The 24,212-nt window shown below is 51.1% G+C and carries 27 protein-coding genes; 12 read left to right on the top strand and 15 right to left on the bottom strand.

What is annotated here, in order from left to right:
* Window positions 1-70: 70 nt before the first annotated feature.
* Complete coding sequence (locus tag FHT67_RS23710) at window positions 71-1,393, bottom strand: alpha-L-fucosidase (protein WP_167201522.1); 1,323 nt, start codon at window positions 1,391-1,393, stop codon at window positions 71-73.
* Window positions 1,394-1,514: 121 nt separating this feature from the next.
* On the opposite strand from FHT67_RS23710, the gene FHT67_RS23715 reads away from it, so the two are divergent.
* The 7 genes from FHT67_RS23715 to FHT67_RS23745 all read left to right on the top strand — a co-directional run bounded on the left by FHT67_RS23715 (window position 1,515) and on the right by FHT67_RS23745 (window position 7,967).
* A complete protein-coding gene (locus FHT67_RS23715; RefSeq protein ID WP_132308265.1) occupies window positions 1,515-2,360 on the top strand; it encodes an AraC family transcriptional regulator in 846 nt (281 codons plus the stop codon).
* A 73-nt stretch (window positions 2,361-2,433) separates the two neighbouring features.
* Window positions 2,434-3,135, top strand: coding sequence for a response regulator transcription factor (locus FHT67_RS23720; RefSeq protein ID WP_208403464.1), 702 nt, complete (start codon window positions 2,434-2,436; stop codon window positions 3,133-3,135).
* A gap of 4 nt (window positions 3,136-3,139) precedes the next feature.
* Complete coding sequence (locus FHT67_RS23725) at window positions 3,140-4,063, top strand: sensor histidine kinase (RefSeq protein ID WP_132308261.1); 924 nt, start codon at window positions 3,140-3,142, stop codon at window positions 4,061-4,063.
* 118 nt (window positions 4,064-4,181) lie between these two features.
* Window positions 4,182-5,102 (top strand): ATP-binding cassette domain-containing protein, encoded by a 921-nt coding sequence (locus tag FHT67_RS23730; RefSeq protein WP_167201523.1) that lies wholly within the window; start codon window positions 4,182-4,184, stop codon window positions 5,100-5,102.
* 1 nt (window position 5,103) lies between these two features.
* Window positions 5,104-5,868, top strand: coding sequence for an ABC transporter permease (locus tag FHT67_RS23735; protein ID WP_347880122.1), 765 nt, complete (start codon window positions 5,104-5,106; stop codon window positions 5,866-5,868).
* Window positions 5,869-5,881: 13 nt separating this feature from the next.
* Complete coding sequence (locus FHT67_RS23740) at window positions 5,882-7,396, top strand: alpha/beta hydrolase family protein (RefSeq protein WP_167201525.1); 1,515 nt, start codon at window positions 5,882-5,884, stop codon at window positions 7,394-7,396.
* 109 nt (window positions 7,397-7,505) lie between these two features.
* Window positions 7,506-7,967, top strand: a complete 462-nt coding sequence (locus tag FHT67_RS23745; protein WP_167201526.1) for an SgcJ/EcaC family oxidoreductase — start codon at window positions 7,506-7,508, stop codon at window positions 7,965-7,967.
* 66 nt (window positions 7,968-8,033) lie between these two features.
* Here the strand turns inward: FHT67_RS23745 and FHT67_RS23750 are convergent, their stop codons facing one another.
* On the bottom strand, window positions 8,034-9,608 hold the full coding sequence (locus FHT67_RS23750; protein WP_347880119.1) for a malate:quinone oxidoreductase: 1,575 nt from the start codon (window positions 9,606-9,608) through the stop codon (window positions 8,034-8,036).
* A gap of 243 nt (window positions 9,609-9,851) precedes the next feature.
* On the bottom strand, window positions 9,852-10,202 hold the full coding sequence (locus FHT67_RS23755; protein WP_208403466.1) for a winged helix-turn-helix transcriptional regulator: 351 nt from the start codon (window positions 10,200-10,202) through the stop codon (window positions 9,852-9,854).
* A 142-nt stretch (window positions 10,203-10,344) separates the two neighbouring features.
* On the opposite strand from FHT67_RS23755, the gene FHT67_RS23760 reads away from it, so the two are divergent.
* A complete protein-coding gene (locus FHT67_RS23760) occupies window positions 10,345-10,986 on the top strand; it encodes an NAD(P)-dependent oxidoreductase (RefSeq protein ID WP_167201527.1) in 642 nt (213 codons plus the stop codon).
* 209 nt (window positions 10,987-11,195) lie between these two features.
* Window positions 11,196-11,558, top strand: a complete 363-nt coding sequence (locus FHT67_RS23765; RefSeq protein WP_167201528.1) for a hypothetical protein — start codon at window positions 11,196-11,198, stop codon at window positions 11,556-11,558.
* Here the strand turns inward: FHT67_RS23765 and FHT67_RS23770 are convergent.
* From FHT67_RS23770 to FHT67_RS23800, 7 genes are all read right to left on the bottom strand, one after another.
* Window positions 11,540-12,322: a GNAT family N-acetyltransferase gene (locus tag FHT67_RS23770; protein ID WP_243867422.1), complete on the bottom strand. Its 783-nt coding sequence runs from the start codon at window positions 12,320-12,322 to the stop codon at window positions 11,540-11,542. The genes FHT67_RS23765 and FHT67_RS23770 overlap by 19 nt on opposite strands.
* 25 nt (window positions 12,323-12,347) lie before the next feature.
* A complete protein-coding gene (locus tag FHT67_RS23775; RefSeq protein WP_167201530.1) occupies window positions 12,348-12,722 on the bottom strand; it encodes a YciI family protein in 375 nt (124 codons plus the stop codon).
* Window positions 12,723-12,956: 234 nt separating this feature from the next.
* Entirely contained in the window at window positions 12,957-14,255 is a 1,299-nt protein-coding gene (locus tag FHT67_RS23780; RefSeq protein ID WP_167201531.1) for a polysaccharide deacetylase family protein, read from the bottom strand.
* Between the two features lie 32 nt (window positions 14,256-14,287).
* Complete coding sequence (locus FHT67_RS23785) at window positions 14,288-14,914, bottom strand: hypothetical protein (protein ID WP_243711678.1); 627 nt, start codon at window positions 14,912-14,914, stop codon at window positions 14,288-14,290.
* 380 nt (window positions 14,915-15,294) lie between these two features.
* A complete protein-coding gene (locus FHT67_RS23790) occupies window positions 15,295-16,011 on the bottom strand; it encodes a Ros/MucR family transcriptional regulator (RefSeq protein WP_132308235.1) in 717 nt (238 codons plus the stop codon).
* 118 nt (window positions 16,012-16,129) lie between these two features.
* The gene (locus FHT67_RS23795; protein ID WP_127494802.1) at window positions 16,130-16,627 is read right to left on the bottom strand and encodes an RNA polymerase sigma factor; all 498 of its coding nucleotides are present in this window, start codon (window positions 16,625-16,627) and stop codon (window positions 16,130-16,132) included.
* A gap of 194 nt (window positions 16,628-16,821) precedes the next feature.
* On the bottom strand, window positions 16,822-17,688 hold the full coding sequence (locus tag FHT67_RS23800; RefSeq protein ID WP_167201532.1) for an SDR family oxidoreductase: 867 nt from the start codon (window positions 17,686-17,688) through the stop codon (window positions 16,822-16,824).
* A 192-nt stretch (window positions 17,689-17,880) separates the two neighbouring features.
* On the opposite strand from FHT67_RS23800, the gene FHT67_RS23805 reads away from it, so the two are divergent.
* Window positions 17,881-18,459, top strand: a complete 579-nt coding sequence (locus FHT67_RS23805) for a TetR/AcrR family transcriptional regulator (protein WP_167201533.1) — start codon at window positions 17,881-17,883, stop codon at window positions 18,457-18,459.
* Window positions 18,460-18,503: 44 nt separating this feature from the next.
* Here the strand turns inward: FHT67_RS23805 and FHT67_RS23810 are convergent, their stop codons facing one another.
* From FHT67_RS23810 to FHT67_RS23825, 4 genes are all read right to left on the bottom strand, one after another.
* Window positions 18,504-19,334 (bottom strand): sugar phosphate isomerase/epimerase family protein, encoded by an 831-nt coding sequence (locus FHT67_RS23810; RefSeq protein WP_167201534.1) that lies wholly within the window; start codon window positions 19,332-19,334, stop codon window positions 18,504-18,506.
* 152 nt (window positions 19,335-19,486) lie between these two features.
* On the bottom strand, window positions 19,487-19,927 hold the full coding sequence (locus FHT67_RS23815; protein ID WP_167201535.1) for an SRPBCC family protein: 441 nt from the start codon (window positions 19,925-19,927) through the stop codon (window positions 19,487-19,489).
* 106 nt (window positions 19,928-20,033) lie between these two features.
* Window positions 20,034-21,590 carry an SAM-dependent methyltransferase gene (locus tag FHT67_RS23820; RefSeq protein WP_167201536.1) on the bottom strand — a complete coding sequence of 519 codons (1,557 nt, stop codon included), beginning with the start codon at window positions 21,588-21,590 and terminating at the stop codon, window positions 20,034-20,036.
* Between the two features lie 91 nt (window positions 21,591-21,681).
* A complete protein-coding gene (locus tag FHT67_RS23825) occupies window positions 21,682-22,452 on the bottom strand; it encodes a TerC family protein (protein ID WP_167201537.1) in 771 nt (256 codons plus the stop codon).
* Between the two features lie 177 nt (window positions 22,453-22,629).
* Here FHT67_RS23825 and FHT67_RS23830 point away from each other — a divergent pair, with 177 nt between their 5' ends.
* Window positions 22,630-23,376, top strand: a complete 747-nt coding sequence (locus tag FHT67_RS23830; protein ID WP_167201538.1) for an alpha/beta fold hydrolase — start codon at window positions 22,630-22,632, stop codon at window positions 23,374-23,376.
* Window positions 23,373-23,534: a hypothetical protein gene (locus tag FHT67_RS30700; RefSeq protein WP_481856728.1), complete on the top strand. Its 162-nt coding sequence runs from the start codon at window positions 23,373-23,375 to the stop codon at window positions 23,532-23,534. The genes FHT67_RS23830 and FHT67_RS30700 overlap by 4 nt, the downstream gene beginning before the upstream one ends.
* Here the strand turns inward: FHT67_RS30700 and FHT67_RS23835 are convergent.
* Window positions 23,531-24,145: a histidine phosphatase family protein gene (locus tag FHT67_RS23835; RefSeq protein WP_167201539.1), complete on the bottom strand. Its 615-nt coding sequence runs from the start codon at window positions 24,143-24,145 to the stop codon at window positions 23,531-23,533. The genes FHT67_RS30700 and FHT67_RS23835 overlap by 4 nt on opposite strands.
* Between the last annotated feature and the right edge of the window lie 67 nt (window positions 24,146-24,212).

Here is a 24,212-nt window from a genome sequence, read left to right on the forward strand (position 1 = left end):
ACCATGGCAGCCAAAAACAGACCGTCCTGCTATAGCAGGACGGTCTGTTTTCAAACGATGAACCGTTGCCCTATTCCCCGTCAATGAGCGTAAGCTCCACAACGGTATTACGCTCATCCGGGAGCGGATAAGTAGCCGTCTCCGGTCTTGCAAAGTTGAAAAAGGCATCCTTCTCAAACAGATGGACATTCCACGGACGGGTGACAAATACCTCGGAGCCGTCGGACAGCAGTCTCGCCTGCTTCACGCGGCCGGCCAGACCGACGAGGCCGATTGGTCCGATGCTTTCCTCGAGTAAGTGCGCGTACAGTTTATTTCCCTTGCGCGTGTACCGGCCCCACTCCGGCTTGGGCAGACCGGCTTCCACGCAGCCGTAAATGCTGTCGCCGTTTTTGCCGAGCCATTCCCCTACTTCCTCCAAGATGTTCAACGACTCCCGCGGGATCTCGCCCTTGGCGTTAGGCCCTACATTAAGGAGCAGGTTGCCGTTCTTGCTGACGCATTCGACCAGCTTGCGGATAACCGTCTTGGCTGACTTGTACGTAAAATCGGCCGCGCTGTAGCCCCAATTATTATTCAAAGTAATGCAGGCTTCCCACGGGATGGAGTTGCCCTCTTCGTCCGTAACGCCGCTTGGAGGAATAATCTGCTCCGGAGAGGCAAAGTCGCCCGCGTAGAGGTTCGGATTATTCGTATAGATCGACCCGCCCCCTTCCCCGCCTGCATCCAGACGGTTATCGACAATGATATGCGGCTGAATGGAACGGATCATCTCCATCAGCTCGGTTGCGCGCCAAGCTTCGCCCTTCATCTCGTCATAGGAGAAATCGAACCACATAATATCCAGCTTGCCATAGCCGGTAAGGAGCTCGCGCACCTGACCGTGCATGTAGTCGAGATAGCCCGCGAACCGCTCCGGATCGCGCTTATATTCCTCATTATCGCGCATCGGGTGATGACGGTCCCCGTATGCCGGATAATCCGGATGATGCCAGTCCAGCAGCGAGTAGTATAGCCCTACCTTAAGCCCTTCCGCGCGGAAAGCGTCCAGAAACTCTCTCACCAGATCTCTTCCGCATGCCGTATTGGTAGACTTATAATCGGTCAACTGGCTGTCGAAGAGACAGAAGCCGTCATGATGCTTGGCCGTGAGTACCGCATATTTCATACCCGCCGCTTTGGCCGCTTTCGCCCATTCTTTCGGATCGTATCGTTCCGGATTAAATTCGTCGAAGTACACTTGATAATCCTCGACGCTGATCCGTTCCCCGTTTCTTACCCATTCCCCGCGCGCGGGAATCGCATATAATCCCCAATGAATAAACATGCCGAATCTGTCCTGCAGGAACCACTTGGTCCGTTCCGTGCGCTGCTCGATATTGGATTGACTCATAGACTGGATCGCCTCCAAAAGCTTAGGATATACCCCTAGTCTAGCGGTCATTTGTGATATGATATAGGCAGCAAATTAGCTTGTATGGGGATTAGATTAACCTAATTCGAGGTGTCGCTTCATGTCGCTCAATCCTAATCACGGGTTTCTTAACGAAATGCTTCAGCATCTGCAGGTGCATCTCGAGGAAGCTTATTATACCGAATGCACGCCGCAGTGGCGCGAGCTCGATTATATCCCGTCCTACAATAAATTCTATCTGATCTGCGAGGGCGAAGGCTGGCTCAAAATCGACGGCCAGGAATACCGCCCCGTTCCCGGACAACTCGTCCATATGCCCGCTCACGTTCTGCAATCCTACTCCGCTGTCAGCGGCCGCCCTTATTCCAAATACTGGTGTCACTTCACCGCCACGATGGGCGAATTGGATCTGTTCCAGTGGCTGGAGATCCCCCCCATTCTCGACGTCTCTCCCGGCCATAGGGATAACTTAATGAAGCTGTTCCGGGAGCTGGTAGAGCTGTGTCAGAATCGCTCTTACCTGGCGAGAATACGGGAAAAAGCCATTCTTCTGGAAGTCATTGCCTTGTTTCTCTCGCAGTCCGATACGCATCCGAAATTCGTGCCGGGCCGGCTTGGCGAAATCGAGAGACTGAAGCAGATTGAAGCTTTTATCGAAGCCAATCTGTCCGAGGCTTTGACGCTGGAGCAGCTTGCGAAGCATGTCCATCTTCATCCCAACTATCTTGTCCGTTATTTCAACAAGCATTTCGCGGTCTCGCCGCTCAAATATTTGAACCGCAAACGAATGCAGAAGGCGAAGTCCCTGCTGGGCGCAACAAACCTCTCCATTAAGGAAATTGCCGAGCTTGTCGGCTTCCCCGATACGAACCATTTCGCCAAGGCCTTCCGCAAGGAAGCCAGCTGCTCCCCGACGGAATACCGTCTGCGTGCGGGGCGCAGCTGACTTGAAACCTAGACATGCCCTAAGGTATATTCGGAATTAAACGGAAGATAACCGCGATGTTAGGGGACTAATAATGAACGCAACCCGCATTCTAATTATTGAAGACGATCTGGAAATCAACCAGCTTATTGCACGGTACCTTAAGAAAGAAGACTACGAGGTTCAGTCTGCCTACAATGGCAAAGAAGCCCTCGCCTACCTGACCAGGGACGAGTATCAGCTTGTCATTCTCGATCTCATGCTCCCTATTGTAGACGGCCCGGAAATACTGCGGAAGGTCCGTGAAACCAAGACCACGCCGATCATTGTTTTGTCCGCCAAAGACAGGGAAATGGACAAAATAAGCATGCTTGAGCTTGGCGCCGATGATTATATCACGAAGCCTTTTACCATTGGCGAGCTTGTAGCAAGGGTTAAAGCGCAGCTTCGCCGGTATATCGGTTTCCAACCCGATCATGCTTCGGCTGCACCCAAAATCCTTAAGCATGGCGATTTGGAGCTGGATACCAGCTCCTGCGAGCTTACGGTCAGAGGGCAAAAAAAGCCGATTACCGCCAAAGAATACGCTATTCTAAAGCTTTTCCTCTCAAACCCTACCCGGGTATTCGCCAAGTCCCATATTTTCCAGGCCGTATGGCAGGAAGATAGCATGTCGGACGACAATACCGTGATGGTGCATATTAACCGGATAAGGACAAAGATCGAGAAGAATCCTTCGAGCCCTCAATATATTCAGACGGTCTGGGGATTCGGCTACAAACTGGGCGAGTGGTGACAAGATGGCGTACTCCATAATCATCGCCGTCCTCCTGCTGTTTATTCTTATTTTACTATCCCGCTATACCAGGCTGCAGCGGGGTATTCGCAGGATCTCCCGCACCACGTCCGATATCCGAAGCGGTAATTTCAACAGGCGCTATCGTCTCCCTTCGGCAGACAAGCCGCTAACCGAGCTAAGCGAGGAGCTGAACCGGCTGATCGATTACGTTCAGAAGTCCTTCGAACGGACCGCCTTTCTGGAGGAAGAACGGAAACGGATGATCGCCAATATTTCGCATGATTTGCGTACTCCGCTGACCTCGCTGCTCGGCTACATGGAGGCTCTTCAGCAGGATGCAAGCTTGTCCCCCGAGGAGAAAGAGACGTTTCTCGGCATAGCCGTGGGCAAAGGGGATGATCTGTTGGTCCTGCTGCAAAATTTCTTCGAGCTGGCTCGCCTCGAAACGGAGGATTCAATACCGGAGCTACATAAGCTTAATCTGTCCGAGCTTATCCCTGAGATTCTCGTCGACTTCTACCCGGCGTTCGTGAAAGCGGGCCTGACGCCTGTGATGGAGCTCCCGGAAGAGCCGCTCTTCGTCATTGGAGATACCGCCGTTCTAAGACGAATCGTGAATAATTTGCTGTCTAACAGCTTGCGGTACGGGGCAGACGGCGGCGAGCTTGGCATTACGGTAAGGGAGGAATCCGGCAAGGTGTGGGTCGATGTGTGGGACCGGGGCAAGGGGATTCCGGAGCGGGATCTGCCGCATATCTTTGAACGCCTGTATACCGGCGAAGCCTCCAGAAATACCTCTCTTCGGGGCACCGGACTTGGACTGGCGATCGTCAGAAATCTCGTCGGGAAGCTTGGCAGCCAGATAACAGTATCCAGTACGCCCAATGAAAAAACCGTATTTACCTTCAGCCTTATGAAAAGTTAAACCGGCAGACCGGTTTGGCTTTTTCTTTTTATGACGCGATTTAAGATTTTTGTAAGGTATTCCTTAATAGTCTGTGAAAAATCCGCGATACACTAAGCTTCGAAAGGAGTTGAGCCGCGTGAACTACGTGCTGCGAACCAATCAGTTAACCAAACGTTACGGCGAAAAAACCGTCGTCCATAACGTCCATATGAATATCAGGCGAGGCGATATCTACGGATTTCTCGGCCAGAACGGCGCAGGCAAGACAACAACCCTCCGGATGATTATGGGCCTGATTCGGCCTACTGCCGGAGAAGTCGAATGGTTCGGCGAAGGGCTGAACGGCGGAAGAGCCGGAGCAATGGAACGGATTGGAGCAATCATCGAATATCCGGGATTCTATTTAAACCTAAGCGCTGTGGACAATTTGGAGATTCATCGTCGTCTTATGGGTATAGGCAATAAGGAATATATCCAAGAAGTCCTGTCGACCGTTGGCCTGCTTGATGTCCGGAATCAGAAGGTGAAGCATTACTCGCTTGGCATGAAGCAGCGGCTTGGCATTGCCCGCGCCTTGCTCCATCGTCCAGAGCTTCTTGTCTTAGACGAACCAACGAATGGGCTTGATCCGGCAGGTATCAAGGAAATCCGGCAGCTATTCCTCGATTTGGCCAGACAACGTGGCATTACCTTTATCATCTCCAGCCATCTGCTGAGCGAAGTCGAGCAGCTGGCTACCCGGGTTGGAATTATCCATCAAGGAACTCTTATCGAGGAGATCGATTACGAGGACCTGCAGCGAAAGACCCGGCACTATCTGGAAATCAAGGTTGACGATGACAAGAAGGCGGCCTATCTTCTGGAGCAAAAGCTTGGCGTATCGGATTACCGCCTGGCAGGTCCGGGCATTATCCATCTTTACGATATTCTGGATCAGTCAGCCAACGTCAATCTGACGTTAACCAGTCAAGGGGTTGGCGTGCGAGAGATCCGGCTGTCCGGAGACAGCCTCGAGGATTATTTTTTGAAGGTAACGGGAGGTGTTCCGCTTGTTTAACGTGATCTATACGGAGCTGCTCAAGCTGAAGGCCACGAAAATTCCCTGGCTTGCGCTGCTTGGGGCGATCCCCGCGAATCTGGTTACTTTGTTCGCCTTTCTGCCGAGAATAATGCCGGATGGAACCCGTGCCGGAATAGATATTCAGGATATGTTCTACAGACAGGGCATGCTGCTTGTCATGATCGCCCCGTCCATATTCACCCTCATTACGGCTTATATTATTGCAAGGGAATACCAGGAACGGACCATTAACCAGTTATTTTCCTATCCGGTCTCACGCGCTTCCATCCTTGCAGCGAAGCTATCCGTGGTATTTATCCTGATCGCCGCAACAACCGTTCTGTCCTGTATCGCAGCTTTTGTCGTCGGGTTTGTAAAGCTTCTGCAAGGGCATATCGATTTCACCATGATCGGGTTAGGCTTGAAAACAAACCTGCTCATCTGCCTGCTGTCCTTCGGAACCGTTCCGGTTGCAGCGGCCGTCAGCCTGGTCGCCAAAAATGTCATTCCCGCCGCTGTTCTTGGGGTGTTCGCAACGATCGTCACCGTTATTGGCGAGATTGGCCATGGTCAAGGCGGCATCCTATTCCCTTGGCTCGCGCCTTATTGGCCCGTCCGTCATCTTGCCCAGGACATTGCGGATAATACAGGGGCGAACCCTTACGCGGTCCCCGCGCTTATCATTTTGGCGCTAACCTTTATCCTGTCGCTTGCCTTCAGTCTCGTCTATTACATGAGATCTGATGTGCACAGCGGATCTTGAGGCGGTCGCATACATGAGATTATTGGAGATCGTTCTGGTTGTCGCCAATGCACTGTCACTGTCGCTTTGCTTTTGCAAGCCTTCGAGGAAAATCTGGCTTGGAGCCGCAGCGGTCAATCTGGTTATCCTGACCCTGCATGGCCTTATCGAAGGCTTCCGGTTCCAGATGCTTCCGGCCTATGCTTTTGTAGCCATGCTGCTCATCTATACGTTATTTAAGACTTCAACCCGTTTGTACACAAAGACAATGCCCAAAGCGCTGAAGGGATTTGTCATACTTGTATCCGCAGGAAGTCTTGCCTTAACCTCCTTCCTGTCCTATGCGCTTCCTGTATTCGCTCTTCCGAAGCCTACAGGCGATTATCAGATAGGCGTAGAAGAGCTGCATCTCGTTGATGAGAACCGTAATGATCCTTTCCTTGATCAGTCACCTAAAAAACGCGAGCTTATGGTCAAGCTTTATTATCCGTCGGAGAAAAATAACACAAAGCCTTACGAACGTTATTTGCAGCCTGAACTCATTAGGTTATTTGCTTCCTTCTTCCATGTACCCGAATTCGCGCTTGGACATTTGAATCTGATTCATACGGATGCCAAAGCCAATCTACCCGTATCCGGTCAAGAGCAGCGGTACCCTATTGTTCTGTTCTCCCATGGCGCCGGTACTTCCATGGCCGTGCACACCTCTCAATACGAGGACCTGGCCAGTCACGGGTATATCGTTGCCGCCATTGATCACACCTATGTCTCGGCAGGCACCGTTTTCCCCGATCATACCGTTTCGGCTATGGATGCGACGACAGACTTTCATACGGCGGAGCCTGCAAAGATTATTACGCAAATTATGGCCGACGATGTTTCTTTCGTGATGAATGAGCTCAGCGAATGGAACGAAGGCAAGGGCACGCAGGACGTTAGCTTTAAAAACAAACTAGATCTCGATCGTATTGGTGTTATCGGACATTCAGTCGGCGGTGCCACCGCTTATAATCTGGCTATTCATAACAGCCGGGTAAAAGCTGCGGTGAACCTCGATGGCGCCGTCTATATGACGCCTGAAGAGAACGCGAATATGGCGCCATTCCTTATGCTGGCAAACGACAGGAACCATATTCAGCAAATCAAGCAGCGAAAGCCTTTGATTCCGAATCTGGACGATTTGTCCGCCGAAGGACAAGAGAAGGCGGTATCCGAGTCCGTATATGGCACGAGAGACGCCTACATGCAGGCTTATGGTGAGGCGCAGCGCAATATCGCCGGGCTTACCGAAGTGCTACAAGCCTCCGATAGCTTGTTTACGATTAGGGGCAGCGACCATATGAAATTTTCCGACATTGGCCTGTTTATCGGCTCTACCAAACTCCGTAATCTCATTGGCATAGGCGGTCAGACAGACCCGGCGCGATGCCTGGTTATTACGGAAGCTTTAACACGGGCTTTTTTTGATCAGCATTTGAAAAATGCACCCGCGGATTCCCTTAACGCCTTGCTTCAGGAATACCCGGAGCTTGAGAAAGTAACCCTCTGATCCGACCAAAGTCTGAGGCAGCTTCCTTCCTATGGGCGATTATCCGGCTTCGGGATTATTTTATAATCAGTGGCATAGAGAAATGTCGGGAAAGAAAGGATGGATGCCAATGTCGGGTCAACAAGAGGATATTCAGGCTATTCACAATGTATTTCGGGCTCTGTATAGGGCATGGGATCAGGGTGACGGCAAGGCCTATAGCGAGTTTTTCACCCCGGATGCCGACTATGTCACCTTCTTCGGCGAGCACCTGAAAGGCCGGAGCGAGATTGACAGCGCTCATCAGGCTTTATGGGACGGTCCGCTGCGCGGATCCAAGATGATTGCGGATTTGCGGGAAATGAAGCTTCGTTTTATTTCTCCGGACGTTGCCATTGCCCATGCAACCGGGGCCGTTCTGATGCGGTGGCAGAAAAAAGCGCCCGCGAGCCGCGACTCCATTAACACCAATGTGCTGGTGAGACAAAACGGCGAATGGAAGATCGCTGCCTTCCACAATTGCCGCATCAAAAAGTTCAATTGGCTGACCAAGCTCCTGTTTCAGCCTAAGAGCAAAACGTCGGCGAAATAGAGAGCAATTAAAAAAGCCTTCAATTGCCGAATCGGCAACTGAAGGCTTTCTCTATATAAGCAGGCGTTAAGCCAACGCCGAGCTCGTTTGTTTTTTGCCTGCAAGCCCTAGAGCCGCATTTGTCGTTGCGTTGATCTGTTGGATCAGCTCAGGATTTTGCAGAAGCTTGGTTCCGTAGGAAGGAATCATTTCTTTGATCTTAGGCTCCCACTCTTTGATATGCTGCGGGAAGCATTTGCCGATAACCTCGAGCATAACGGACACGGCCGTCGATGCACCAGGCGAAGCGCCTAGAAGGGCAGCGATCGAGCCGTCAGCCGCGCTGATAACCTCCGTACCGAACTGCAGAGTGCCTTTGCCTGCATTCGTTTCTTTAATAATCTGTACGCGTTGGCCAGCTACGAGCAGCTCCCAATCCTCGCTTTTTGCATTCGGGATGAACTCGCGCAAGGCTTCCATGCGCTGCTCTTTGGAAAGCATAAGCTGTTTGATCAGGTACGTGGTCAAGGACATATTTTTCGCGCCTGCCGCCAGCATGTTCGTTAAGTTATGCGGTTTGACCGATGTAATAAGGTCCATGTTGGAGCCGTATTTCAGGAATTTTGGCGTGAAGCCCGCGAACGGACCAAAGAACAGCGACTCTTTGTTGTCGATAACGCGCGTATCCAGATGCGGTACGGACATTGGAGGGGCGCCAACCGGCGCCTGGCCGTATACCTTCGCACGGTGCTGAGCGACCACTTCCGGCTTCTTGCAGACCATGAACAGACCGCTTACCGGGAAGCCGCCGATGCCTTTGCCTTCCTCAATGCCGGATTTCTGCAACAGATGCAGACTTCCGCCGCCGCCGCCGATAAAGACGAATTTCGCATTGATGCGCTCCGAGCTGCCGCTTTGCAGATTGCGCACCTTCAGCTCCCAGCTGCCGTCGTTCGCACGTTTAATATCATCTACATTATGGTTGTAGTTTATGTCGACGTTTTGCTTCTTCAGTTGATTGAACAGAATACGTGTCAAAGAACCAAAGTTGACGTCCGTCCCGGACTCAATTCTGGTTGCTGCAATTGGCGTATTTACCTTGCGGTCTTTCATCATAAGCGGAATCCATTCCGCCAGCTTCGCAGGGTCTTCGGAGAATTCCATGCCTTCAAACAATGGATTGCCGGATAATGCCGCAAAACGCTTCTTCAGGAACGTAACGTCTTTTTCCCCTTGCACAAAGCTCATATGAGGAACGGGTACTACAAAGTCCCGCGGATTACGGATCAGATTGCTGTTCACGAGATAAGACCAGAACTGCTTCGACACCTGGAACTCTTCATTGACTTTAACTGCTTTGCTAATGTCGATGGAGCCGTCCGGCTTCTCCGTTGTGTAGTTCAGCTCGCATAGGGAGGAGTGTCCTGTTCCTGCGTTGTTCCATTCGTTGGAGCTTTCTTCGCCGGCTGTTGCGCGCCGTTCGAACACGGTAATTTCCCACTCCGGCTTCAGTTCCTTCAGCAAAGAACCCAAAGTCGCGCTCATAATGCCGGCACCAATCAAAATTACGTCTGTTTTCGTTTGTTTGCTCATGTTAACCGTCCTTAACCTTTCGATTTGCAGAAAGGATGTTTCACGCTCGTGAAATTTCTCACACATCATTTCTGATCAAAAAATGAACTGCTTCTATGCTACAGGTTGATAAATAGATAAAATGTCTAGTTCTATTATACGACAGTTTGAAGCTATAATCGACGCCATTTCCACATGATTTTTTAACCATTCCCTGAACTATTCTCCACTTTCTCGGATCGGGCACGCCCGAAAAACAGCAAAACCACCCCAAACTTTGGCGTGGTTTCTTATAACTTCAGCTTATCTCTTCATTTGGAATATGGGAGGCTTTCAGGATTTGCGCCGCGCCGCATACTTTTTGCCCCACTCGCCCATCCTTTCGAGAATCGGAAGAAACTGCTCCCCCGCTTCCGTAAGGGAGTACTCAACCTTGGGCGGAACCTCCTGATACACCACTCTGTTGACCATCCGATCCTTCTCCAGCTCTCTGAGCTGGCTGGTTAATATGGCCTTCGAGATGCCGGGCACGAGGCGCTGAAGCTCCCCGAACCGCCGCGTCTCCCGCAGATGCCACAAAATAATGATCTTCCATTTACCCGCGATTACATTCTGCGTCTCTGTCACCGGGCATACCTCAATCTGCTCCTCCGGAATTTCGCCTTCAAACGAGCTGCGAGCCATTCCAATCCCTCGTTTCTTCCACGGTATGGTTTTTATGACTATGTAATAAAATAGTGACTACTTTAAAAAATCGAACTAAAGAAATAATATTAGTTTATGCGAAATCACACAACTAAACCATGAAATTCGGAGGGAATGAAAGATGAAAATCGGTATTATCGGAGCTAACGGACAGATCGGCAGCCTGATTGTGAAGGAAGCCCTGGAGAGAGGCCACGAGGTAACGGCTATCGTAAGGAACGCATCCAAAATCAGCGATTCGAGCGTCACCGTTTTGGAGAAGGACATTTTTCACCTGACCGGTGCGGATTTGAAGCCTTTTGATGTGGTCGTTAATACGTTTAAAGCCCCCGAAGGGGAAGAGCATCTTTACGTGGACGCCGGCAGAGCGCTGACGGCTGCGTTACAGGATGCGCCCGGAACGAAGCTGATCGTAGTTGGCGGCGCGGGAAGCCTCTTCGTCGACGATCAAAAGACAACAAAGCTGATGGACACTCCCGAGTTTCCCGCCTTCGTCTATCCGACAGCATCAAACGCCGGCAAGCAGCTGGATGAGCTTAAGAATACCACCTCCATTACCTGGACATACATTAGCCCGGCGGCATTCTTTGATCCAAAAGGAAAACGAACCGGCGCGTATACGAAAGGTCTCGATCACGTCATCGTGAACAGCCAAAGCCAAAGCTACGTCAGCTATGCCGACTATGCCATCGCCGTATTGGACGAAATCGAGAATCCGCAGCATGTGAACAAGCGCTTTACGATTGTTGGCGAAGCGGAATAAAGAATAAAGGGAAACGCGAAGCGCTGTTTTAGCAAGAATTCTCGCCGTAAACGGAATAGCTATTTCGGTTTACCGGGTGTAATCCCGCCAGATCCGGTTAATTGACCGGATTTGGCGGGAATTCATTCCTCTCTTATTTTACACCGCGCCCCATTAAGAGTAAGATGCTATTAATTTCATGCGCGTGAGAAAAGAGAGGATTGTTACCTATGAGCACAAGCATCATTTCGGGAATTCAGCTTTATCATCTATGCAGAAACAACAGTCATTACGGGCTTCTCAGCATGTCCTGCGGTTCGGAAACCGGCTGGGGCGAATGCGTCATAACGACCGATGCTCCGCATTTCGACATCATTGCCTGGGGCGATTTTCTTTGCAAGCTAAACCGGCAATCTCTAGCCGACGCCCGTAATACGGCTCTCCTGAACCGCGAGGCATGGGGCGACGCCAAGACCGAGCTTGTGCTCATGGCTTTATCGAACCTGGCCCATTCGGCGGCGGCCAAAGAAGAAGAAACACCTGATTCCTCCATCTTATTCGAGGAATCCATGAGTTACTTCTCTGTGTTGTAGGCTTCCTTTTCAGCTTTTAAAGACACTTCTATATTAAGCAGCCTTGTCTTCGTTACCATGCCTGCCCTCTCCAAGGTGCGCTTGGACGCCTCGTTGTAATACCAGCAGCCGCAGATCGCGGTTATGCCCCGGGCCTTGCACCAATTGCGCATTTGGACGATTAGCGCGGTCCCATAGCCCCGCTTTCTGTGGGCTTCATTCGTGAACATTCCAATGCTGCCGAATCCTTCAAGCAGCTTGGATTGTTCCATAACTCCGATACCCAGCAAATCCTGGTCTTTGTAGTAAACGAACAGCCCTCCGTCATGCAGCCACTGCTCATAATTATTCAGAAAATCCCCGCATACCTGCTGAATGACAGGAAGGTCTTGCGGCCCCGCAGGACGGAATACCGCATCGCTTTCCGTGCTTACCGAAATTTCAACTCCACTGTCCTGAAAAAAGTAAGCCTGCTTGTGGATCTTATAGTCCCGATCGATAGCGAGACTTACAAACAGCTCATCGCAGGTGGGTACAAACAAGTTTTTGACGGCATGACGCTCGAGCGCTTCGATAAACAAGGCCTGTGCTTTCCGCAAAGAGGACCTTCTGATGTAAAACTGCGTCATCAGCTCCCCGTTGTGCAAGGCGTAATACCCAATGTCCTCCTGACCGTCTTGAATCCGGTAAAAGGCAGATGACAGGATATGCTCCTCCAGAAAAGAATCAAACGGCGAAGACAAGCTTTTCAAATATTCCGCTACAAGCGGTTTAATCTCGTCCATTGCGCACGCCTGTATAATCATCGGATCAATCCCCCCCTTTATAATAATGAATCGGCCTGATCTCAATACCCCATTCGAACGGCTCGCCGTCATCCACTTGCACGGCCGGATGCAGGGCCGCGACCCGCGCCGCTTCTTCCATATTCTCTGCTTCAATAATAAACACGCTGCCAATCATCTCTTTCGTCTCGGTAAAAGGACCGTCCAGCACCTTTACCTTCCCTTTCGCCCGCCGCAGGCTTCTGACGTCCTTGCCTAGACCCGCATCGACAAGAACCTGGTCCGTGCCATAAAGCTCCTCAAGATGAGGCGCGCATTGGCCCATGACCTCAGCGATCGCTTCCTTAGGGAGCGCATCCATTTTCTCCGCATTTAAATAACCCAAACAAAGGAATTTCATGACGATATTCTCCTTTACCCGTAGATTATGGTTAGCCAATGGTACCGGGCTCTATAGAATCAACGAATGGCAGCTTGCGAATTCGACTCTGTTTAAGGTTAAATCTTTCTTCGCTTAAAGACTGAAACCTGCCGTTCTCATTCAGCAGAAAATATTTTTTGAATAAAAACACAAAAAAGCACCCAAACGGGTGCTTCGCTGCGAACCATATAAGCAAGGTTACGATTACTGCGACTACTTGAAGGCAACAAACGTTAAATTCTTGCCTTTTAAATATTTTATGATATCGGGGAGCGCTTCTACCGTGTGTTTGTCTTCATGCAGAACATAGATGCCGCCAGCGGCTTCAACATGATGGAAGTACCGGGTAATATCCTCCGGCGTCTTCGCATTCCAATCCTCCGGATCCCGGTTCCACAGCAAGGTCTTCATATGCTGCTTACCGGCTGAGGCGACCAATTCGTCATTGACCGCTCCATACGGCGGACGGAATAACGTAACCGGCTTATGGGTCAGCGCTTCAATCGCAATATTTACTTTGGACAAATTCTCGCTCTGCTCCTGCGCATCGGATTTGGTAAGCACGCTATGATCCCAGGAGTGGTTGCCGATGGACATGCCATGCCCGGCTGCGTAAGTGACCGCTTCTTTATAATGAGCCACATTCTGCCCGACAAACAGGAAGGTTGCCGGCACGTTCTGCTCCGTCAGGATATCAACGATATCCTTCGTCAGCTTGGACGGCCCGTCGTCAAAGGTTAAAGCGACGTACTCCTTGGGCAAGCCAAAAAACTTCTTGTCATCGTCGATATCGATGATTTTGAAGGCCGGCTTCTCCTCATGAGACTCCGTCCGTACCGCGTTGTGCACCGCAACAGGCTGATCAGCCTTTACTACAGCCGCAGCGTCCTGAGTGACGGCCGCATCGCTCACCGAGGATGAAGCATGGGCAACCGGCAAGCCGGAATCGCTTTTTGTCACCTCGGCCTTCGCTACTTGACCGCCAAGCAAGCGCGCGGAATCCACCTTGCCTCCGGTAGCGACAGAGAGTATGGCCAGCAGACCAATCATGATAAGAATGGCAACCGCAATCTTCGACAGGCGGGAAACGAAGCCGTTTCTCGGATCCGGCCGGTTGGGCACGGGCATCAATATCGCTTGGACCACTTGCTCTTCCTTTGCCGGCGATACGGGCGGAAGCTCCCCTTGGCGGATTTGTTTAATCAACGCGATATAGGCCTCGCTGCAAGCAAAATATAACGGAACGCGGGTACTGCCCGTCGTCCGGATAAAAGAGCTGTAATGCGAATTGCGGTAAGGATCCCACTTGGAGTAGGGAGAGATTCGAATCCTGTCCCCATGCAATGGCCCCAGTGCTTCAAGTTCAAGAAACGTAAACTCGTCAATTTCGATTACGCAGGTTGCATACTTGTCGTCTTGGGTGACGCCGATCTTCATCTGGCTAATACCGCTGGAGGTCCTCCCAAGAGACAGCAGCTCCATCACCTGCGTGCTGTATGTCTCCATCCCCATATCGTCCTTCTTCTCCCGTTCCCGGCATGACTTTAATCGGATGAACCACCATCGATAGAGCCTGTGTTTGGCGCAAACGGAGACGTCAGCCGGTTCGTAAAGTCGTTTACAATGTTAAGAAGATGCGTCTTCTCCTGACGGAGGGCATCAAATTTCTGCTTCATCTGGGAGAGCTCGGCTTCCAGCCGCGTATTCTTCTCCTCCAGCTCGTTAATCTTCTTGTTCTTGTCCGCGGTTGTTTCATTGTGCTTCTGCAGCAAGCCGGCATAGTTCTGGCGCTCAAGCTCGATAACGCTCTTCAGCTCCTCAATTTCGCCGGATAAGGCGGCATGAAGCTCACGGTAGTCGTCCATCATCTGATCAACCTTCAGATTCTTGTCGCTTAACCGCTTTTCCAGATCCAGAATGCTTTTTTCCCGCTCCTCGATCACCTTGCCGAGGTTCTTCAAATCTCTGTTCAGCCTGTCTATCTGGCCGTTTGCATGCCCAAGCCGGTCCTGCAGGTCGTTATGGCTCATTTCGACATGCTGTTTGGCCTTAATCATCTGCTCAACGGCGAATACGAGATCAAGCGACCGCTTGTCCAAGTGGCCCTTATTAATGAGAACGGCGCCGGAAGACTCTTCGCTCGGTTCCGCTTTGGCTAGGCCTGAGGACACTTCCTCCTGAGTCTCCTCTACGTCCCTCCTTATCCCAAGATCCTCTCGCGATTGCTGCTGCTCTTTCTTCTTTTGGAAAGGAGAAAACATAGATCAACTCACCTTTTCTGAGAAAATATGTCGATTAATATCGAAAAATGTTTCCTTCATTATAGATTAATTTTCCAAGTTTATATGCGGGGCTAAAGTACCTAATTGCGCCCGTGTAACTAGGCTTAAAGAAGTGGTCATCCAGGAGGATATGCCGATTTATCCGCAGCCGGCCGATCGGTCCTCAGTTAGCAATCCGCCTTGCCATTGTTTCACGTGAAAAAACGTAAACCCTTAGCATTCAAAAAAAAGAGGCACCTGCAAACAGGCGCCTCTTCCCGGACTCGCTATTATTTTTGCGGAGCAAAGTTGTTGTAAATGCGAGTCGCATTTACTTTGCCGGAGCTCAGATCTTCCGTTGTAAAGCCGGATACCGCGTTGCCCACTTTGAATTCTTTTTGCAGCAGTTCGTCGGATTGTTCGCCGGCTGTTGGCTCCGTAATCCCCATGATGGTGTCCGGAGTTACCGTTACCCATACGTCGTTAACCTTGAAGCTTTTGCCGTCCGCGCTTACTTCGGAGATAATGCCGTCAATGTTAACGGCCATTTTCCCTGTCGTAGCAGGCTTGCCTGCATCTTCTTTCGCAGGCGCGATCAGGTTGTAGATCACGTCAGCCGTAACTTTGCCCGTGCTTACATCCTGGGAAGTATAACCGGATACGATGTCGCCCACTTTAAAATCTTTATTGAGCAGCTCTTGGGAAGGCGCTGCAGCTGTTGGCTCGCTGCTTCCCAGCTGCGTTTTGTCGGTTACTTCTACCCACAGATCGCCTACTTTGAAGCTTTTGCCATCCTGGCTTACTTCGGAGATCACGCCATCGATGTTCACCGCAACTTTGCCCATGATTGGAGGCTTAGTTGTTGCTTCAGCCGTTTGCCCTTGATTCGTTGGCGTGGAAGCCGGGCTGTTTTGATTTTGGTTTACGCTAATTACGCCAACCGCCAAGATTGCTGCTGCTGCGATGCCTACTGTCCAACCTGTCAATTTCTTTTTGCTTTTTTCCATTTTAATCGGCTCCTTTTGATTTGCGTGATTATGTGAAGTCTTCTCTAATTCCAGCATTAACTTCTGATAGGTTGCCTCTTTGAAGTCGTCGCTGGTTCGCAATTGAGACATCGCGGACTTATAGACAGATTTCTTCATTCTCCAGGCCTCCAATCTTATCTTTTAAGAGTGCGCGTCCTCTGGCCAGCCAGGTTCCTACCGTTGCGGCCTTCGCCTGCATGATAACGGCAATCTCCTGGATCGAATATCCTTCGTAATAATGAAGATGGATCGGAATCCGATACTTCTTGTCCAAGGAGAGCACCGCCTGCAGAACGTCGTTTTCTTCCTTGGGGAGGTAGCTCAGGTCTTCGGGAACAGGGTTTCTGCTTTTGAACCAGCCGGTCTTCAGCATGTTTTTGCTTTTATTGATGGTTGTTCGAATCAACCATGCTTTTTCGTGTTCGCTGTTCTCGAAGACAGGACGCTTCTGCAGATACGTCAGGAATACCTCCTGCGTTACTTCTTCCGCATCAGCTATATTTTTCAAATAAGCGAAAGCAATCTTGATCATGCTTTGCGAATATAGATCCAAGGCCCGTCGCACAGATTCATTGAGCTCATATGAATTGTACACCTCAGCACCTCCTTTCACTTGTAATACAACTGAGTGCCCAATTATTTTTCATTCATGCGATATTTTTTTTATAGACGCAATGAGAACGTGAAGTGAATGCAATTATTCGGTTAGTAAAATAGCCCAAACGCCAAAAAGGCACATTCCTCCTGCCTGCGGAACAGGTTAAAGAATGTGCCTTTTTATAAAATGAACTATAAAGAGCGGCCTGCAAGCGAAGTGCTTAGAACTTCCTTCATGCCAACAGGCTCCCTGCCAAGCAGCCGGCCCAGCGTATCGTCCGTACGCGCGAATTCGCCGTTTCGGCTTGCCCGGAAGAGCCCAACGAACATATCCGCTCGCTCTTCGGGAAGTCCACGCGCAATAAGTCCTGTTCTATACTCCTCATCGGATATGACAACCCGGTTAATCGGACGGCCGGTTAATTCCGAGGCCAGCGCTGCAATACCGGCGAGGTCGACGGTTTCCGAAGCTGTAAGGACCGGGGTAACCCCCTCCAGGGCTCCCTCGGTAATCGCGATAGCCGCAGCTTCGGCCAGGTCGGAATGGGCCGTCCAAGCTACCGGCCCGTCTTCCGGTGCCGCCAGTATCCCCGTCTGAACGGCATCTCCGAGCATCATAAGCGCCGAGCCCGCATAAAAGCCGTTGCGCAGCGAGGTAAAGGCCGTACCCGAAGCTTTCAGCAGCTCCTCCGTAGCCGCATGGTCTACCATGGGAGGGAAATAAGAGGCATTTGAGGATCCCATCTGGCTCGTATAGTGAATACGTTGAACGCCGGATTTTCGGGCAGCCTCTATTGCCGTTCGATGATGCAGGAATGCCTTCTCCCCGAGACTGTTGGAGGAAACGATAAGCACCTGGGATGCTCCTTCAAAAGCATGGGCGAGACTCTCCGCGTCGTTATAATCCCCCTTGCGGACGCGGACCCCCCGTTCTTGAAGCTCCTTCACTTTGTTTATATCCCGGACACTAACGCCAATCTGCCCGGCCGGAACACGCTCAAGCAGCTGATTTACCACCATTCGGCCAAGCTGGCCGCTTGCTCCCGTAACGATAATCATAATAAACATCCTCCGTCCCATAAAATTCAATGCAACAATGTTGTTTAAATAACATCGTTGTGTATACTACATGTAATCATTATATTAGGCGGTCCGGGCAGCCCTAACAATCAGCAATGAAGCCTTTTGGTTGCTTACGCAACACGGAGCTGTTTTTGTTGGTTTACCCCTAATGAAGGAGGGAAACGCAAGATGCCTGTCAACGTGAACGATCCCCGCGTCAAACGGACGCGTCAGCTTTTAATGCAGTCTTTTATGCAAATTCTCGAGGAAAAGAAAAATATTTACTCCATATCCGTACAGGATATTGCAACGCGGGCAACGGTAAACCGTGCCACCTTTTACGCCCATTTCGAAGATAAGTACGCGTTCCTCGAAAGCTGGATGAGGGAAAAATTCCAGAAAAAGCTGGAGAACGAGCTGCCAAACGGCGCTCTATCCGACATGCTAAGCTTAAAAGCCCTTATCGCATCCGTGTTTGACTTCCTTTCCCGTACCCGGCAATATATGACCCCCGCGGACAGTCAATTTGAGCCTCTGTTCGAGGTTGCCATGCAAAGAGAGCTAAACCGGCTTCTCCTCGATTGGCTGAAAAAAGAAGACTCCTCTGCCCCGCAGACAATCGTGGAGACTACCGCGCTTCTTGTCAGCTGGGGAATCTTCGGATCCGCCGTACAGTGGAGCCGCAGCCCTCAAAAACGACAAAAGGATGCGATGGTGCAGGATGTATTGGTCGTGGCAGCGGCAAGCCTCTCGCCTGTTATGGAATAAAAAAAAACACTCCCGGCAAAGGGAGTGTTCCTCTAATCTGATTTTTAACGCTGTCTAGCAGCCAGCCGGCCTTCCCGTACAAAACTTGCGGCTTCCGCTATATTCGACTCGTTTACCGCTTCCATTGTGGCAAATCCATACGGCTTGTGCTGCTCCAGCAGCTCGAAGAATAACGGATAGTTCAGCTCGCCAAGACCGGCTGCGGTCTCTATTAATGCACCGTCCGCCGCGCGGTTCAAATCCTTCACATGCGCGCTGACAATACGCGGGCCAAGCAGGCGGAAGGCTTCGCGGACCGTATGGTCCTGATTCTCGAATCGGGCCGGATTCATCAAATTGCAAGGGTCCATGACAACGCCAACGCAAGAGGATGGAAAACGTTCAATCGTCTCGGCCAATGTTTCAGCCGTATCGATCATATGTCCTTGGGCCGCCTCCAGCCCAATCGTTACGCCCCAGCGCTCCGCTTCTTCAACGAGCTCCTCAAGCGCGCGGTTTAACCGGTCCATATGCTCGCCGCGGCGCTCCGGATCCGTTACTCCGCCCACCTCGGTCGCCACAATCGGCGCTCCGAAATGCCGCGCATTCCGCAGATGCTCCTTGAAGCGGTCTACATTATGGCGGTATACCTCGTCATCGAGATCGACCAGACTCGCGTAACAGCCAAGCACGGCGATACGGACGCCTTTCTCCGCGAAGGCGCCGCCCACCTCCTGAGCCAGCCCCGGGCTTAGCTTGCCAAGCCGCGAGTCCACATCGGAGAACGCTTTCGCCAGCGCTAATTGAACATACGGAAATCCGTTCGCGGCAATCTTGGCCGCCAATTCCTTATAAGGCAAGGTTCCAAGCAAATGAGCTAAAATTCCGACTGACATGACAACCATCCTCTCACGTTTCATCTGAAATCTACTTGTCTCTCATTATACGTTGTAATGCCTGGATGGCAAAGCGGAACGGCTTCGCCGTCCTTAGGCGGAATTTATCAAAAAAAGAAACCCGTGCTTCTCCCGAAGCGCCGGGTTTCCGTTCATCCTTCCAGCAAAACAAGGCTTAACCGATCTAAGTTTTGCTCATTGCCATCGACCGCGTAAGCCTTAACCGCCTCAAACGTCTTTTTGTCCTTGAACAGCTGACGGAACGTCAGTCTCGAACGGCCGTCCAGATCCTCGAATATAGCCGTCAGCTGGAACTCGGGATTGGACGTATGCCTAAGAACAATCCGCTCCAAGGGTACAATTTCCTCGAAGACGTTATGATTCTCGTAGTCCACGCCATTTGGGCCATGCATCGTAAACCGCCAATTGCCGCCCGGCTTGATCTCGCATTCATGGAACGTATTCGTAAAGCCGTTAGGCCCCCACCAGCGCTTGAGCAGCTCCGGATTCACCCATGCTTCAAACACCCTCTCACGGGCAAAATCGAACTCGCGCGTCGAAACAATCTCATTCTCGCCAAGAATAGCAGCCATAACAATCCACTCCACCTTCCGTATATTCATCCCTCAAATATTAGCGCTAACTGTTTACCGGTAGCCTAAGCATAATAGATGACGTTACGTAAGGTTCAAGCGTTTTTTATGCGGGCTCAAAATTTTTCATCAAAGCCCTTGCTTCCTCATGGTCGGGCTCAAGCCTAAGCAGTTCCCCCAAGTAATGCAAAGCCTGATCCTCCAGCTCCAGCTCGAAACAGCATATAGCCAGACAATAAAAGACGGTGGATACAATCTCCTCTTCGTCTTCCTCAACGGAAATCTCCAGGAAGCGCTTGGACTCGGCATACATGTCCATCTCGAACAGCAGCAGACCCGCTTCAAGCGCCAAATCGTACTTCTGCTCCATCACGTAATACGAAGACCACATCCGTTCGATTCCGAGCAGAATATCCTCCTTTTCCTCATCCAGGGCATCCGGCAGCAGACTCGAAATCTGCTTCGTGCTCTGGATAAAGAATTCCGCGTCGTATCCGCCAAGTCGCCAGAAACTCAAGATTTGCCTGAGCTCCATGTCGTCGATATGACGGTCCATCCACCACTTCAGACTGTAAAAGTCATCCGGTCCGAAACGCTCCACGCACCTCCGGTACGCCAGCCTTGTCTGGTGGTAATCCTGCGGTGAATTCACCCGGAGCATACAGCCGATATTGATATTCTCATAGTGATGGGAAGGGAACATAACCAGGGCGCCGCTACGTTCCAACCCTTCCCCGATGGCATGATAGTTGGCCGTCAGTGAAAAGCTGCCATGAAAGACAAGCTCCGGCGGCTCGGCAAACTTCCAGTTCTCGAGCAGGTGATCCCCTTTATCCGCCGTAATCAGGACGGTTCCCGCCTGCGACAGCCGATTCAGCCGGTCCAGGCAAGCCAGTGCAGCCTCAGGGAACAAAATATGCGAGTCCTCCAGCTGCTCCTGATAAACGGCGATGACGTCACGGTACGGATATGACGCATCCTCGTACTGCGGCGCGCGCCGCAGCTCATAGCTCAAAGCGATTTGCGCCAGCAGCTCCGAAGGCTTCAGCGAATCCTTGTCTTTGGGGTACTCTACCAGTACGTCAGCCTCGTAAATCCGGCCTTCTCCCACATAGAGCAGCTCCTGCGGAATACTGTCAAAGAAATAGTTCGCCACAATGACGAGAGGCTGCCGCAAATCCCCCTCCCGGATGGTTTCTCCGGATACCGTCAGCATGACTTCCTTGTCCTGAACAGCATCGAAACGGGCAAAGTCGAGCATTCCCCGCTCGATAAAAGACTGAAGAGCAGGGTGCTTCCGCCATGCCTCCACATTGTTCGCCGCAAGGTCCGTCATGATATACCGGAACGGCGGAACCGCGATTCCCGCGTAGTCTATTAACCGACCTAACTCACGCAGCACATGGAAGGCAAACCGGCCCGCCCCTGCTCCAAGCTCCAAGATCTGAACAGGCTCCAGGTTATGACCCCGATTAGCCCTGTCCTGAAGAAATCCGAACAGCATCTCGGCATAAGCCGCCGCGATCATCGGATTGCTCGTAATGTATTGAGGAACCTGGTCGTTGTTCCAGGCCCTCAAGCCTTCTTCTTCGTAATATTGCCTGTTTATTTCCCATATTGGCGCTTCGCTAAAGCGGTAGCGCTGCGTATTTGAAATCGTCATCTATTCTTAACCCTGCTTTCTATGCTTTGAACAATACCTCCTATATTACCTCAATAGAAGACATTTTACGAAATTTAGGGCTAAATTTCTCTTAAGAGGCCTCTACCTTCTGCGGTTTCTTGCCTGGGGCAAACCAGCCGAGAAGCGCAATGGCAACCAACACGCCGTAGAATACAAGCGTCCAACCCGTACTATGAGGGAAATCATGATCAAGCACGCCGATGTCCTCATGAGCAAGCGTAATTACGGCCAGCTTCACCCCTACCCAAGCTACGATGGCATACGCCGTAGTCTCCAGTGCCGGGCGGTCGGCAAGCAGCTTCACAAACCAGGTTGCCGCGAATTTAATTAAGATAAGACCCGCAATACCGCCAAGCAATACAACTGCGAATTTGCCTCCGTCCATACCGCCAAACTCGCCAAACGGAGAATCAGGCAAACCAAGCGCAAGAGCTACCGCAGCCAGAATGGAGTCAATTGCAAAAGCGAGATCCGCGATAGCGATTTTGCTTACCGTAGGCCAGAAGCCCGAGCCCGCCTTTTGTTTCTCGTCCTTATGAACATCCTCATTCTTCTTGCCGAAACGCGCTTGAATGATGTGCTTTAAACCCAGGTATAGCAGATAGGCTGCGCCAATCGCCTGTACCTGCCAGACATTCGCAATAAAAGAGATTGCGAATAGAGCGCCAAAACGGAAAACAAATGCCATAATAATTCCGTAGTTAATCGCTCTTTTCTTCTGATCGTCCGGTAAATTCTTGGCTATTACCGCAAGCACCAGTGCGTTATCGGCGGATAACAAGCCCTCCAATCCTATCAGGATTAGCAATGCCCACGCATATTCCAGCCAAATCGATTCCAACGTGGATTCCCCTCTCTTCGAACATAATCGGTAAAAGTAATTTTCTCTTGTCCGTTAATGCATATACGTAAGAAATGCTCAAAGGAGTTCACTTTTTTCTCAAGAAGAAAGAACTGGAAACGAATGGGTTAAAAACTCGTATCAGCAAAGGTAGATGACACATGACGGAGGTAAAAGATGAAACCAATCGCAAAAAAGAAACTCGGCGCCCTGGAATACGCGTTATCCGTAAAAGAAACGGCATTGCCCGCTATTATCCTCCTTAATGGGGGAAGCGGCCCAATTGAAGGCTGGCATAAAATTTATCATAAGCTTGCTGAAGAATTCACGATTCTCGCCTATAACCGTTTGGGAGTGGGAAAAAGCGACAAGCCGACCGGCCCCCAGCATGGAGCAGCCATCGCTGCGGCTTTGAAGCAGCTGATCGACGGACTCAAGGTACCGCCTCCCTATTTAATCGTTGGCCATTCCCTTGGCGGTTTGTACGCCAACTTATTTGCACGCCTCTTCCCCGACCTCATTGCCGGGGTTGTCCTGCTCGAATCAAGCCATCCGCTGGATCTGGCAATTAACGATACCCAGCCGGCCATTATCCGTTATATGAACCGCGCGTTAGGCAGCCTTGACGCTATTTCCCCAGCAAAGAAGTGGGGCGAGGTTCATTTTGTTAAGGAGACAGCCAGACAAATCGAGCAGGCCGGGCCGTTCCCGCACAAGCCGCTTCTTGTCATTTCCGGAGCCAGCAGACCCCCGATGATGCCGGAGCGCGCCTACGAGATTCGAATGAACAATCAGCGGCAGCTCGTTCAATTAAGCCCGCATGGCAAACAGCTCCTTGCAGCGCGCAGCGGACACTTTCCGCAATTCACGGAACCGGACCTCGTCATTCAAGCTATTCGGGACTGTATCCGTGAAGCTCAATGAAGCTTCATCCCCTTTCAGTAGGCGGCTGGGACCTTGCTCTGAAGGACTACGGAGCAGGCCCGCTTGTCGTGAACCTGGAGGAAGCAGCCGAGCAAAACAGGAATTACCGAACTGCCCTTTGGACAGTGCAGGAAATCAGACCGGCGGAACACGGCTAAGGCGAGTTCCGCTCATCCAAATCAAAGCGCCCCGCAATGTCGTAACCATTGCCTTGGCCTTTTGGCTTAATCACAACCGTTCCTAATGATTTAATCTCCCCTAATCCAATGCCGGGCGGGAAGCTGTGGGCAACGATAACCTTGTTAGTCCCCGGAGCAGGGGGGATCTCTAATTGGGATGATAATGCTTGCAGAACAGCTTCCTGCTGGGCAGGAGGGGCGGAACCGCTTAATCGATAGATCTGAACCCAGAACGAATCCGTACGGACATTACCAGCTCCAAAAGCGAGTTCAGCGGTCTCCTTCGTTCGGCAGAACGGGCTTGCAGCAATCGGCATCTGAACGGGGATATGCCATTGGCGAAGGGCATTTCCATAGCTTATAGCCTGGCTTCTGCCGGCTTCCGATAGATTTCTTTGGGTTGAGCAGTCGTCGAGGTTGACGCTTGGCGAGTCCGTGCCAACGGTTGCGTCTCCGTGCCTGACATATAGGATATAGCCGCCTTGTTGAAGAGACTTCAGCAAGGCGGGATCCGCGGGCATAGCCTCAGCGGGGCACGCTTGAAGCAGAATGAGTATTAACAAGATGCTGGAAAGCCAAAACTTGATCATGTTCTTCCTCCTTATGTCCATAAGTTCCGTGAACTAGTATCCGCAAGGGGGAGAATATAATCCAATT

The sequence above is a fragment of the Paenibacillus sp. BK720 genome (assembly GCF_011761545.1).
Taxonomy (GTDB): Bacteria; Bacillota; Bacilli; order Paenibacillales; family Paenibacillaceae; genus Pristimantibacillus.